The following is a 12,588-nucleotide window of genomic DNA, read 5'->3' on the forward strand; positions in this document are numbered from 1 at the left end:
TGCTTGCGCCCATCCTTATTGGTCTGCAACTTCTTTCTACCTGAAAATCACGCGCTAGCCTTGCTGCTGCTGCGATTCCTTCATTTCTCCATTTTCTTCCTCTTCCTCTGTTGGGCTCTGGATCTGCGTCTGTGCCTCATCCGGGGCCTGCTCCTGCAGCCAGCTGCCCGACGACACCACCAGGTGAATGAAGTGCAGCTTGGCGACCGCTTCCGTCGGCAGGATGAAGGGATAGAAATCGGGCTGGCCCATGCTGCGCGACATCTCGTTGAGCATGGTGGTCAGCCGCGTCCAGTGGTTCAGGAAGGTGAGGAACTGTTCGGCATCCGGGTGATCCGGTTGATACAGCGCATCTATCGTGAACGGCGTGAACTCCAGGTCGAAGTGATCGACGCTCAGGCCGAAACTTAAAGCGGTGTCGATCGCATCGCGCATGTGCAGGTAATGCGCCCAGCACTCGGCCCAGTCCTCCCAGGGGTGAGTACTGGCGTACGCGCTCACGTAATGCAGCGGCCAGTCCGCGGGCGGGCCTTCGTCGTAGTTGCGCTGCAGGCTGGCCTTGTAGTCCAGGGTTTCGTCGCCGAAGAGTGCGTGAAAGCCGTCCATCCAGGCAGTGCCGGCGAGCAGGCGGTCCCAGTAGTAGTGACCCACTTCATGGCGGAAATGCCCAAGCAGCGTGCGATAGGGTTCGCGCATGGCCTTGCGCACCGCCTCGCGCTTGGCGTCGTCGGCCTCGTCCACGTTGAGCGTGATGAGGCCGGTGTTGTGGCCCGTCATGATGTGCGGGCCGTTCACCGGCGAACGCAGGAAGTCGAACATCAGGCCGCGCTCGGTGTCCTCACTCATGCGGGACGCCACCGGCAGCCCGAGCAGGATCAGTGCGGACACCAGCCGGCGCTTGGCCAGCTCGACCAGCCCCCACAGGTAACCGTTGTCGGGCAGGGCTGGGTCCGTCAGGTCCGGAATGGTGCGGTTGAGGCGGCAGGCCCGGCACATGTCTGCGGGGTCTTCCACCGGCACCAGCCAGTTGCAGGAGGCTGGGGTTGAGAGATTGAGGCATCGCCTGTAAAGAGGTTCGCCATTTTCGGCAGGCTGGGCGGGCGGTGCCTGCGTCGCCTCGGCTTCCTCAACGGGTGCGGCAGGCGCAGCGCCGGGCGCAGATTCCTGGCCGGGGATTTCCTCGAGCGAAGGCGGCTGCACGTCGTCGGGCGGCGCGCCGGCCAGTGCGCTGGCGGCCTGCCATTCCTGCCAGGTGCCCTCTTGCGGCCCGGGCATCAACGGCAGCAGCAGGCCGCGCTCACAGTCATAACCCAGCGGCGTGCCGCAGGCCAGGCACTTGCTGTTGCGAAAAAAAACGGGCTGCCCGCAGTGGCAACGGTAGTTGCGGCCGGCCAGCAAAGGCAGGGGTTGATCGGTGGATCTGGATGGCGTGGTGAAAAACAAGTGGCTTGCCCGAATGAATGGTGGGCCCGCAAGGCCGAAGCGAAAAGCACCTGGCCGGACGACACCCACCCGGCAGGAGAACCCAAGGGTACAGGATAGCCCCGGCGAAGCCTCTCGGGCCCGGCGCCAGCACCTGTCATGCTGTCAGTGGAGGCCGACAAAACAAGGCCGGCCTCTTGCTTCTATCATCGGGTATCAGACATGTTTGCGGGCCAGTTGACCGGACACCCGTAAAACCCTGTGTTCAACCCCGCATCAACCACAACACCCCAGAGGACACCATGCCCACTTACCACGTCGAAATGATGGAAGGCCGGACCATCGAGCAGAAGAAAAAGCTCGTCGAGGCCATTACCCGTGTCAGCGTCGAAATTCTCGGCGGCCAGCCCGACTCGGTGGACATCCTGATCACCGACATCAAGCGCGAAAACTGGGCGACCGGCGGTAAGCTCTGGTCCGAGCCGAGAGACTGACGACGGACACCCGGGCCATGCCCGCATCCCTTGCCGGCCTGCAGGCGCGCCACGGTCCGCGTTACCGGTGGTTGCTGCTGCTGTCCGTCATGATCGGCACGATGGCTTCCATCATGTCGTCGACCATCGTGAACGTGGCGATTCCCGACATGAGCCATTACTTCACGCTGGGGCAGGAGCGCGCGCAGTGGGTGAGTTCGGGCTTTATGGTGGCCATGACGGTCTCCATGCTGACCACGCCCTGGCTGCTTTCGCGCTACGGCTATCGCCGCACCTATGTGGGCACCATGATGCTGCTCATGGCCGGCGGCATTGTGGGCGGTCTGGCCAACAGCTTTGGGCTGGTGCTGGGTTCGCGCGTGGCCGAGGGCCTGGCGGCCGGTGTGGTGCAACCGATTCCCGCGATCATCATCATGCGGGCTTTCGGGCCACACGAGCAGGGGCGCGCCAGCGGCCTCTTCGGCATGGGCGTGGTGCTGGCGCCGGCGCTGGGCCCCAGCGTGGGCGGTGTGCTGGTCGACCTGTTTGGCTGGCGCTCGATTTTTTTCATGGTGGTGCCGCTGTGCCTGGTATCCCTGTGGATGGCTTACCGCTACGTGCCCGACACCGCCCCGGGTGGCGTGGAGCCCAACCGCAACGGCGCGATGATCGACTGGCGCGGCCTGCTGCTGGGCGCGGTGGGCACGCTGTGCCTGCTCAACGGCATGGTCGAGCTGCACGGCGCCGGGCGCGCGCATGCCTTTGTATTGCTGGGCGCCGCGCTGGCGGCGCTGGCCGCATTCATCTGGTGGCAACGCCGCCTGGCGGCTTCGGGTGGTGCACCGCTGATGAACCTGGCGCTCTTTGGCTACCGGCCTTTTGCCATGGGCAGCATCGTGGCTTTCATCTACGGCACCGCGCTGTTTGGCTCCACCTACCTGCTGCCGGTGTACCTGCAGCTGGGCTTGAATCTCTCGGCTTCGCACGTCGGCACCATCCTGTTGCCTGCGGGCCTGGTGTTGGCGGCCACGATTGCGGGCGTGGGCCGGCTGGCGGACAAACACCCGACCTGGCTGCTGGTCAGCACGGGGCTGGCTTTGCTGGCAGCCTCGTTTGCATTGATGCTCACGGTGAACCTGGCTTCGGGGCTCTGGATGCTGGTGATGTGGGCCACGCTGGGGCGTATCGGGCTGGGTTTTATCCTGCCTTCGCTCAACCTCGGGTCGCTCCGGCCCCTGCATGAGCATCTGTTATCGCAGGGCGCAAGTGCCATCAACTTCCTGCGCATGCTGGGCGGCGCGATCGGTGTGAGCCTGTGCGGCATCGTGCTGGAGTGGCGGCTTGCGGCCCATGGCGATTCGCTGGCCAACGCCACCAGCAGCCCGGCGCGGCTGGCTGCTTTCAATGAAGCCTTCCTGATGCTGGCCGCCCTTTGCATACTGGCCGTGGTGGCCGCATGGCAGCTTCGCGTGCCGGCTCCCGCCCAGCCTGACAACTTACCGAATAACAAGCAGGAAGCGGACTGACATGTGCCAACTTCTCGGCATGAACTGCAATGCGCCAACGGATGTGACCTTCAGTTTCAGGGGCTTCGCGCAGCGGGGCGGCCACACCGACCACCATGCCGACGGCTGGGGCATCGCTTTTTTTGAGGGCGACGACAGCGTGGCCGGCGGCAGCGACCGCGGCCTGCGCCATTTTGTCGACCACCAGCCGGCCTGCAGTTCACCGGTGGCCGAGCTGATCAGCCGCTACCCGATCAAAAGCCGCAACGTCATCTCACACATCCGCAAGGCCACGCAGGGACGTGTCGCGCTGGAGAACTGCCACCCCTTTGTGCGCGAGCTGTGGGGCCGCTACTGGGTGTTTGCCCACAACGGCGACCTGAAAGATTTTTCGCCCCGCCTGCACGGCAGCTTCCGGCCCGTCGGCACCACTGACAGTGAGCGCGCTTTTTGCTGGATCATGCAGGAGATGGCCAAGTCTCACGCGGGCGTTCCCAGCGTGCAGGAGCTGAGCATCACGCTGCGTGAGCTTGCGGCGCACATCGCCACCCACGGCACCTTCAACTTTTTGCTCAGCAACGGCCAGGCCTTGTGGGCGCACGCGTCCACCAACCTCTATTACGTAGAGCGCAAGCACCCCTTTGCGCATGCCACGCTGAGCGACGAGGATGTGAGCGTGAATTTTGCCGAGCACACCAGGCCGACCGACCGCGTCGCCGTGGTGGTCACGGCGCCGCTCACTACCAATGAAAACTGGACCTCATTTGCGCCCGGGGAACTCAAGGTGTTTGAAGGCGGCGCACTCATCGCCGCCTGACAGCTGCTGCCCGCTTGTGCGATCAGGCCGTCAGGCGCCGGCTGTCGTGAGGGCCGACTCCAGTGCGTCAATGAACATGGCCGCCACGTCAAAACCGGCCTGGTCGTGGATTTCCTGGAAGCAGGTCGGGCTGGTCACATTGATCTCGGTCACATAGTCGCCGATCACGTCGACGCCGGCCAGCAGCAGGCCGCGCGCGGCCAGCACCGGGCCCAGCGCTTCGGCAATTTCAAAATCCCGCTTTGAGAGCGGCTGCGCCACACCCACGCCGCCGGCCGCCAGATTGCCGCGCACTTCGCTGCCTTGGGGAATGCGCGCCAGGCTGAAAGGAACCGGTTTTCCCCCGATGACCAGCACGCGCTTGTCGCCCTTGACGATCTCGGGCAAAAATTTCTGCACCATCACGCTTTCGGCGCCGTTCCTGTTCAGTGTTTCGGTGATGCTGCCCAGATTCAGGCCGTCTTCCTTCACGCGGAAGATGCCCATGCCGCCCATGCCATCCAGCGGTTTGAGGATGATGTCCTTGTGCTCGGCATGAAAGCGCTTGATGTCGGCCGCACTTCGCGTGACCAGCGTCGGGCCGCTGAATTGCGCAAACTCGAGGATGGCAAGCTTTTCAGGATGGTCGCGCAAGGCGGCAGGCTTGTTGAAGACCCTGGCGCCTTCGCGCTCGGCCTGCTCCAGCAGGTGCGTGCTGTAAAAGTATTCGCTGTCAAAAGGCGGGTCCTTGCGCATGACCGCCGCATCAAAACCCGCAATGGCTTCGCGGCCGTCGGGCCGGGCGGCATCGGCCGTGAACCACACATCTGCGTCGCCTGTCAGCGTGATGTGGCGCACCTGGGCTGTGACTTTCGCACCGGTCTCCCAGCTCATGTCGGCCGGCTCACAAGCGCTGACGCGGTGCCCGCGCCGCTGCGCCTCCCGCATCATGGCAAAGGTGGTGTCCTTGTAAATCTTGAATGACTCGAGCGGATCGGCAACAAAAAGAAGATTCATGGTGTGGAACGTGTCCCAGGGTTTGGCGCCGCCCCGGAGCGGGCTTCCCGGCGCTGTTGGCCGTATTGTTGTACAAAGAGCGCAATCGCGCCCGCGACGACACCCCAAAAGGCCGAGCCCACACCGGCTATTACGACGCCCGACAAGGTGACGAGAAAAGTGATAAGCGCCGCTTACCGGTGCGATTCCTCCTTCACCGCCGCGGCCAGGCCGTTGCCGATGGTACCCAGCAGCGCCAGCCCGGCAATGGCCACGACCAGCTCTTTTGGGAAAGCTGTCAGCAGGCCGGTGATCGCTGCGCCGAATATGCCGATCACGATGTAGATCGCGCCGCAGCATACGGTCGCGGTGTACCGCCTGGCGGGGTCCTCATGCGCTTCCCGGCCCATGCAGATGGCCGCCGTGATGGCGCTCAGGTTGAGGGCAAACGCGCCAAAAGGCGCCAGCACCAGCGTGGTCAGGCCGCTCAGCGTGATGATTTTTGACACCGGAATGCCGCCGTCCGGACTGTCCGGCCCATAACCGGCGGCGTGGATGGCTGCCACGCCCGGCAGATTCTGCGAAGCCATGGTCACCACAAACAGCGGAATGGCCAGGCTGACAATGGCGGCCAGTGTGAACTTCGGCATCACGAACACCGGCATCGCCAACGAAAAAGCGACCCCAGACCACGCCAGTTGCCCGCGCGCAGCGACAAACACAATGGCTCCGACCAGCGTCAGCACTACCGCATAGCGCGGCATCAACCGCTTGCCCAATAAGTAGATCGCCAGCATCAGCAGCACCAAAGGCAAAGCCGTTTGAGCTGCCGCAAAGGCCTGGATGCCGAAGCGCGCAAGCACACCCGCCAGCAACGCGGAGGCGATGGCCACAGGAATGCGGTTCATGACTTTTTCAAACCAGCCGGTGATGCCGAACAAGGTGATGAGCGCCGCGCTGACCATAAATGCCGCAACCGCCTCTCCCATCGAGAAACCGCCAGCCAGCCCTGCAGTAGCCAGCACGGCGGCACCCGGTGTGGACCAGGCCACCATCACCGGCTTTTTCAACCACAACGACGGCACAAGAGAGCACAAACCCATGCCGATGCCGAGCGCCCACATCCACGAGGCAATCTCGGCAGGCGTGGCGTTGAAGGCAAGGGCTGCCTGAAAGACGATGGCAACCGAGCTGGTGAAGCCGACCAGGACTGCGACGAAGCCCGCGGTGAAGGCGGCGAGGTTGAGGTCTTTGAAAAATTGCATGGGGGGATTCTGGCAGGGTTGGCACGCAGGGCATGAGGTCGCAAGAGGAAGAGCTGCCTTCCAGATGGATTCCACCCGATTGCTATGAATTCAATAGCGACTAGCGCCCAGCCCAATTGCCCTGCGGCCAAAGTTCCTGCAAACCCGACAGCTTGCGCATTTGCCGGTCATGCCACCGGCCCAGCAGCGTGATCGCCACCGCAGCTCCGATCAAGGCCATGAACATGTCCGACTGCGTGTCCCAGGGATCCCCCTGGGTTCCCAGAAATTCATCCGCGCCCTGACCCAGCGCCAAGGCGGCCCACCACTCCACCAGTTCATACACCGCGCTGATGGCCATGGCCACGCACACTGACAGAAACCCTGCCATGCGGCGGCTGCCCAGGTAGCCGCGCTGCAGCAATACCTCGCGTGCCACCATCGCAGGCACCAGCCCCTGCATGAAGTGGCCGATCTTGTCGTAAGGGTTGCGGCCCAGGTGAAACAAGTCCTGCAGCCAGAAACCCGGCGGCACCCTGGCATAGGTGTAGGCGCCACCCATGATCAGCACCAGCATGTGCAGCGCAATCAGCACGTACAGCAAGGTCGTCAGCGGGTAGCGCCGGCCCGTGGCCAGCAGTACCGGTGCGGCGATGACGGCGGGCGCCACCTCGAGCATCCAGGTGCCCCGGTCATACGGCGCCATCCCCGACCACACCAGCGCGGCCAGTACCAGCAGGCCGAGAGCGATCAGCAACGGCCTGCGGTCAGTCATGCGTCGCCATACACAGGCTCGCAGCGCACATCGGTTTTCACCGAGTTCGCGATGAAGCAGGCGTCGTGGGCCTCGTGGTGCAGCTTGTCGATCTCGGCGCGTGTCGGCATGCGTTCACCGGCAAACGCCACGTCAGGCCGCAAGGTGACGGTGGTCATGGCGACTTTTCCTTCCGCGTTCTTTTCCATCACACCACTGGCCGCATCAAAGTAGCGTGTCACGGAAAACTTGCGTTTGGCCGCGATCGACAAAAACCACAGCATGTGGCAGCTCGACAGCGAGGCGACGAATGCCTCTTCCGGGTCCATGGCTGACGCGTCCGACATCGGCAGGGGCACTACATGCGGTGAAGAAGAGCCCGGCACTTCGAGGCCTCCGTCGAAGCGGATCAGGTGCCTGCGGCTGTAGCGGTTTCCCGGGAAATCGCCGCCATTGATTTCCCACAAAACCTCTGCCGTGTAAGTCGACATGGCCGCCCCTTGAAGTCAGCGAAAGAAGTTGTGCAGCGCGGTGGCCGTCGCCACGGGCTGTTCCTCGGGGATGAAATGGCCCGCCGCCATGGCATGGCCCGAGACCTCGCCGCTGCATTGCGCCTCCCACAGCGCCAGCGGATCGAACATCCGGTGCACCACACCGCGTTCGCCCCACAGGAGCAGCAAATCGCAGACCACCTTCAGGTGCTGCGCGCGGCTTTCGCGGTCGTGGTCCAGGTCAATCCCGGCGCTTGCCCGGTAGTCTTCGCAGGCCGCATGCAGCGCTTCGGCGTTGCAAAAGCAGCGTTCATATTCGGCCAGGGCCTGAGGTTCGATGTAATTGAGCCCCGCGCTGCCCCAGCCGCCTAGCTTGGCGTGCAGGTAGGCTTTGGCGGTTTCGGGATGGTTGGCGCCCATCATGATTTCGGGCAGCGGCGCCGGCTGCAACATATGGAACCAGTGGTAGTAGGCACGCGCAAACGCCATGTAGGGCTCCGTCATGCTGCGGCCTTCATACATGTCCAGTGTGGGGGCGATGTCGATGATGCAGAGTTTTTGCACGCGTGCCGCATAGTCCAGCGCCAGCCGGTGCGCCACACGCCCGCCGCGGTCGTGGCCGCTGAGGTAAAAGCGGTCCACACCCAGGGCATCCATCACCCCGACCATGTCGTGCGCCATGTTGCGTTTGCTGTAGTTGCTGTGGTCGGGCAGGCCTGCGGTTTTGGAAGAGTCTCCGTAACCCCGCAAATCGGGCATGACCAGGAAGTAGTGTTTTGCCAGGCGTTGCGCCACGCGGTGCCACATCACATGCGACTGCGGGAAACCATGCAGCAGCAACAGGGCCGGGCGCAGCGGATCGCCCGGCACGACCCGGGAAAACCGCGCGTTGATGGACGCGCCGTTGACCTCAAAGCTGCGTGATTCAAAACCGTCAAACCAGGACATGAAAACTCCCGTTTGGATCAACTCTTGCGTTGGGCCAAGTATTTTTGCAGATTTGCTGCCGCCTGCGCGCGCACCTTGTTGCGCAGGAAGGGCGTCCAGCCCAGCAGCAGGCCGGGCGCGCCCAGCGCCTGCCGCGACCAGGTCCAGAAATCAAAGTGATCACGGTGCCGCGTGATCAGGCCCTGTTCATTGAATTCAAACGCACCGTCAATGCTGTTGTGCACCATGCGCCCGGTGGCGCTGAAGCGGTAGTAGGCATCCCAGTGCGACTTTCCCGTGCTCGCGCCGGCTTCCAGCCCGCTGTAGGTGAGCTTCCATACATCCATGCCCTTGGCTTTTGTGGCGTCGCACAGCATGTGCCACATGCCGGTGACCTCGCGGTGCCCCCGCAGCGAAAACGCCGCGTCGTCGAAAGCGGCGTCCGGGGCGTAGCAGGTCGCCATGGTGTCGGAATCCAGCCGTGTAAAAGCGCTGTAAAACTTCTCGAGGGTGGCCTGGTTGGGGTGCATGGTGTCTCCTGGGTGGTTGTTTTCGGGTGGCCTCGTGGCTTCGCGACTCTATAGCGCTTCGGTTTGTGCCGGCGTCGCTCACGCGTCAGCCGGCTTCGCGCAGCAATTGCAGCAGCCGCTGCAGCGCATGCTGCACCGTGGCGCTGCGCACCGCGGCCCGGTCGCCGTCAAAGCGCCGGACTTCAGACACCAGCCGGCCGGGAAGCGCAAAACCAAACCATACCGTACCGACGGGTTTGGCGGCACTGCCGCCCGTCGGGCCGGCCACCCCGGTGACCGCCACCGACACCTGTGCACGGGAGTGGCCCAGGGCGCCGGAAGCCATCGCACGGGCCACTTCCTCGCTGACAGCGCCGTGCACGGCAATCAGCGCAGCGTCGACACCCAGCAGTTCGTTTTTCGCTTCGTTGGAATAGGTGACAAAGCCGCGCTCGAACCAGGCGCTGGAGCCCGCCAGGTCGGTGCACGCCGCCGAGATCATGCCGCCGGTGCAGCTTTCGGCCGTGGCGAGCATCCAGCCCTTTTTGAGCAATAAATCGACCACCAAGGCAATAGAGACGGGCGCAAGCAGCTCCTCTTTTGATAGCAATGTGCTGCTCACCAGAATCTCCAGAAGGCGATCACCAGCAGGGCGCAGAACGCCGCCACGAAGTCGTCAAACAAAATCCCGAAGCCGCCGCGCCAGCTAAAGCCCTTGAAAGCCTGATCAGCCCATGCCACCGGGCCGGGCTTCACGGCGTCAAAAAAGCGAAACAGCAAAAACGCGGCGAGCTGCGCTTCGAAGCCCGCCGGCATGACCAGCCACAACACCAGCCAGAAGGCCACCACTTCGTCCCAGACGATGTTGCCGGGGTCGAGCACGTTCATGGCCTTCGCGGTGACGGTGCAGGCCCACCAGCCAATCAGGGTAGAGGCGGCAATCAGCCAGCCCATGTCGGCCGGCGACAGCCACTGCTGCAGCACCAGAAAAGCCAGCCAGGCCCAGAGTGTGCCGGCCGTGCCGGGCGCCACCGGGCTCAGGCCCGAGCCGAAACCGAGGGCGATGAAATGCGCAGGATGCGACAGCAGGAACCGGACATTGGGCCGGAACCGCGCCGGGCTGGGGGCTTCTGGTGGGGGGGTGAATTCGGATGTCATGGTCATGAGGCTGGGGCCGCGCTGGTTTTTTCCAGCCACTCGGCCCAATGGTCGATACAGGCCTTGATTTTGGGCAGGCGGTGGCGGTTGGTGAGCGTAACGGCGTAAATCGGGCTGGGTTGTTCGTCGACAAAGTCCGCAAGCACCGGAACGAGCAAGCCTTGGCGCGCCAGCGGTTCGGCGACCAGCGTGGCGCAACGTGAAATACCCAGGCCCTGCAGCGTGAGCGTGGCGGTCATGCCGGTATTGTCGGAGCGCCAGGATGCCTTGGGCACGATCACGCTGGGTTTCCCGTCAATCACGAAAGGCCAGTGGTTGAGCATGGGCACGCCGCTGTTGGTGATCAGCCGGTGGTTATGCAGTTCGTCGGGGTGCCGGGGTGTTCCGTAAGCCTGAAGGTAGCCCGGCGCAGCATACAGCCGCCGCCCCAGCGCACCGATTTGCCGGGCAACGACCGTGTCGGTCACCGGTGTGCCGGTGCGAATCGCGATGTCGATGCCGTCCCGCGCCATGTCCACCAGCCGGTCTTCCACCTGGAGGTCCACGCACAGCTGCGGATGGCGCCGGTGCAGGCTGTCAAAACTGGGCGCCAGCAGGTACTGGGCGACCACCGTGCTGGCCGCCACACGCACCCAGCCGGTGGCTTGCCGCGACTGGCTGGCAAATTCGCCTTCCAGCTCGTCGAGCGTTCCCACGATGCGGCGGCAGTACTGCAGAAAGGTTTCGCCCTCGGCGGTGGGCGCCAAACCGTGCGTGGAGCGATGGATCAGGCGCGTACCGCAGGCTTTTTCGATGCGGCTCAGGCTGCGCGAAACCTGGCTGACCGGTACGTCGCGTTCGCGGGCAACGGCCGAGAGGGTGCCCAGCTCGGCCACGCGGGCAAAGAGGAGCATGTCGTCGAAGCCAAGGTTGCGCATGGGTCAATGGTAACCAGTACAGGGCCTGCGGGCGGCTTTGCAGCCAGCGCAAGACCCATTTGCGGACCATGCCGTTTCCGGCGGGCCGTGCTTTTCCTACAGTGCTTTCACCCCCCGCAAACCCCGGGGACAGAAAAGGAAAACATCATGAGCCGCACCCTTTCGCTTGACGAGCACAACCGCCTGATCGATCTGGCCGGGCAGCGTGCGAGGCAACTACGCCGCGAGGCCGTGGAGAATTTCGGCAACGGGGCCGCGCCGGCCGCCCTGCGGGCAGCAACCCGGTTTGTACAGAGTCTGGCGCGCCACGCCCGGCTGCGCAAACAGACGGGGACCTGAACCACGCCGGTGCCGGCGCACAAACGCGCTGTCTTTCCTTGTCTATTTCCCGACAAAGTGATCAAACGAGGAGAAGTGCTGCGAAACAGCTTTTCCTTGTGCATCAATCAGTCGAAGGCCTGGCTGGGAGTCGATTTTCCCGATGCGGGTGACGGGCGTTGCGGCAAGCCGTGAAGCTGCCCGTACGGCCTCACGCGCGGAGGGCGGCGCGGTGAAGGCGAGCTCATAATCATCCCCGCCTGCCAGTACGCATTCCAGCTGCTTTTCATGGGGAATTGTGCCTTCGGCCCAATCAGGACAAGCGCGGACAGCTATCAAATTGATAGTAAGCGAGGTGTCGATGGTAGCGCCGGCGCCGGATGCCTTGAGGATGTGTTGCAAGTCACCCAGCAGGCCGTCGCTCACGTCGATGGCTCCAGAGGCAACATCCCGCAGGGCCAGGCCGAGGGCGACGCGCGGCGTGGGTTGTTCGAGCCGCTGGCGGGTCTGTGCAAGGACGCCTGGAGGCAGGGCCAGGGCGCCGCGCAGCGCCTCCAGGGCAAGCCGGGCGTCACCCAGCGTGCCGCTGACATAGATGTCGTCGCCGGGCTTTGCGCCGGAGCGCAGCAATGCCTGGCTCTTGCCGCCGACCACAGGCACTTCGCCGAACACCGTGATGCAGATGTTGAGCGGCCCCTGGGTGGTGTCGCCGCCCACCAGTTCGCAGCCGTGCGCATCGGCCAGCGACAGCAGGCCTTGCGAAAACGCGGCCAGCCAGGCGTCGTCGATAAGGGGCAAGGCCAGGGCCAGTGTGAATGCCAGGGGCTGGGCGCCGCAGGCGGCGAGGTCGCTGAGGTTGACGGCCAGCGCCTTGTGGCCCAAGGTAAAAGGATCTACATCTGCAAAGAAATGCCGGCCCTCGACCAGCATGTCGCTGGAGATGGCCAGTTGTGTGCCGGGCGCGGGCTGCAGCAATGCACAGTCGTCACCGACACCCAGGACGGCCCGGCCGGCGGGACGCGTGAAATAGCGTGCGATCAGGTCAAATTCACCCATATGCCGAGCATACAAGGGTATC

At 63.9% G+C, this 12,588-nt stretch carries 14 protein-coding genes and 1 pseudogene; 4 read left to right on the top strand and 11 right to left on the bottom strand.

The annotated features are described in order from the left end of the window. Window positions 1-54: 54 nt before the first annotated feature. Window positions 55-1,443, bottom strand: coding sequence for a zinc-binding metallopeptidase family protein (locus tag AC1DWQ_RS17070; RefSeq protein ID WP_477670703.1), 1,389 nt, complete (start codon window positions 1,441-1,443; stop codon window positions 55-57). A gap of 281 nt (window positions 1,444-1,724) precedes the next feature. On the opposite strand from AC1DWQ_RS17070, the gene AC1DWQ_RS17075 reads away from it, so the two are divergent. From AC1DWQ_RS17075 to AC1DWQ_RS17085, 3 genes are read left to right on the top strand one after another with little or no spacing between them, the layout of a single operon-like run. Continuing rightward, window positions 1,725-1,916 (top strand): 4-oxalocrotonate tautomerase, encoded by a 192-nt coding sequence (locus AC1DWQ_RS17075; RefSeq protein WP_411881369.1) that lies wholly within the window; start codon window positions 1,725-1,727, stop codon window positions 1,914-1,916. A gap of 17 nt (window positions 1,917-1,933) precedes the next feature. After that, the gene (locus AC1DWQ_RS17080; RefSeq protein WP_477670704.1) at window positions 1,934-3,421 is read left to right on the top strand and encodes an MFS transporter; all 1,488 of its coding nucleotides are present in this window, start codon (window positions 1,934-1,936) and stop codon (window positions 3,419-3,421) included. 1 nt (window position 3,422) lies between these two features. Further along, entirely contained in the window at window positions 3,423-4,217 is a 795-nt protein-coding gene (locus AC1DWQ_RS17085; protein WP_477670705.1) for a class II glutamine amidotransferase, read from the top strand. A gap of 30 nt (window positions 4,218-4,247) precedes the next feature. On the opposite strand, the gene gshB is transcribed toward AC1DWQ_RS17085, so the two are convergent. The 9 genes and pseudogenes from gshB to AC1DWQ_RS17130 form a co-directional block, all read right to left on the bottom strand. After that, complete coding sequence (gene gshB, locus AC1DWQ_RS17090) at window positions 4,248-5,213, bottom strand: glutathione synthase (protein WP_477670706.1); 966 nt, start codon at window positions 5,211-5,213, stop codon at window positions 4,248-4,250. Next, a pseudogene (locus AC1DWQ_RS17095) lies at window positions 5,210-6,457 on the bottom strand (benzoate/H(+) symporter BenE family transporter). Before AC1DWQ_RS17095 ends, gshB begins: the two are co-directional and overlap by 4 nt. Before the next feature lie 100 nt (window positions 6,458-6,557). Beyond that, a complete protein-coding gene (locus tag AC1DWQ_RS17100; RefSeq protein ID WP_477670707.1) occupies window positions 6,558-7,211 on the bottom strand; it encodes a DUF2238 domain-containing protein in 654 nt (217 codons plus the stop codon). Continuing rightward, window positions 7,208-7,681 (bottom strand): OsmC family protein, encoded by a 474-nt coding sequence (locus tag AC1DWQ_RS17105; protein WP_477670708.1) that lies wholly within the window; start codon window positions 7,679-7,681, stop codon window positions 7,208-7,210. Before AC1DWQ_RS17105 ends, AC1DWQ_RS17100 begins: the two co-directional genes overlap by 4 nt. A 15-nt stretch (window positions 7,682-7,696) precedes the next feature. Then, window positions 7,697-8,629 carry an alpha/beta fold hydrolase gene (locus AC1DWQ_RS17110; protein WP_477670709.1) on the bottom strand — a complete coding sequence of 311 codons (933 nt, stop codon included), beginning with the start codon at window positions 8,627-8,629 and terminating at the stop codon, window positions 7,697-7,699. A 17-nt stretch (window positions 8,630-8,646) separates the two neighbouring features. Continuing rightward, on the bottom strand, window positions 8,647-9,138 hold the full coding sequence (locus AC1DWQ_RS17115) for a nuclear transport factor 2 family protein (RefSeq protein ID WP_477670710.1): 492 nt from the start codon (window positions 9,136-9,138) through the stop codon (window positions 8,647-8,649). An 85-nt stretch (window positions 9,139-9,223) separates the two neighbouring features. Further along, entirely contained in the window at window positions 9,224-9,739 is a 516-nt protein-coding gene (locus AC1DWQ_RS17120) for a CinA family protein (protein ID WP_477670711.1), read from the bottom strand. Further along, window positions 9,736-10,275, bottom strand: a complete 540-nt coding sequence (locus AC1DWQ_RS17125; RefSeq protein ID WP_477670712.1) for a phosphatidylglycerophosphatase A family protein — start codon at window positions 10,273-10,275, stop codon at window positions 9,736-9,738. The genes AC1DWQ_RS17120 and AC1DWQ_RS17125 overlap by 4 nt, the downstream gene beginning before the upstream one ends. A gap of 2 nt (window positions 10,276-10,277) precedes the next feature. Further along, window positions 10,278-11,192, bottom strand: coding sequence for a LysR family transcriptional regulator (locus tag AC1DWQ_RS17130; protein WP_477670713.1), 915 nt, complete (start codon window positions 11,190-11,192; stop codon window positions 10,278-10,280). Between the two features lie 147 nt (window positions 11,193-11,339). Here AC1DWQ_RS17130 and AC1DWQ_RS17135 point away from each other — a divergent pair, with 147 nt between their 5' ends. After that, window positions 11,340-11,531 (top strand): hypothetical protein, encoded by a 192-nt coding sequence (locus AC1DWQ_RS17135; RefSeq protein WP_477670714.1) that lies wholly within the window; start codon window positions 11,340-11,342, stop codon window positions 11,529-11,531. Between the two features lie 42 nt (window positions 11,532-11,573). Here AC1DWQ_RS17135 and thiL read toward each other — a convergent pair whose 3' ends face one another. Further along, complete coding sequence (gene thiL / locus AC1DWQ_RS17140; protein ID WP_477670715.1) at window positions 11,574-12,566, bottom strand: thiamine-phosphate kinase; 993 nt, start codon at window positions 12,564-12,566, stop codon at window positions 11,574-11,576. Window positions 12,567-12,588 lie beyond the last annotated feature (22 nt).

The sequence above is a fragment of the Polaromonas sp. P2_G11 genome (genome assembly GCF_056403595.1).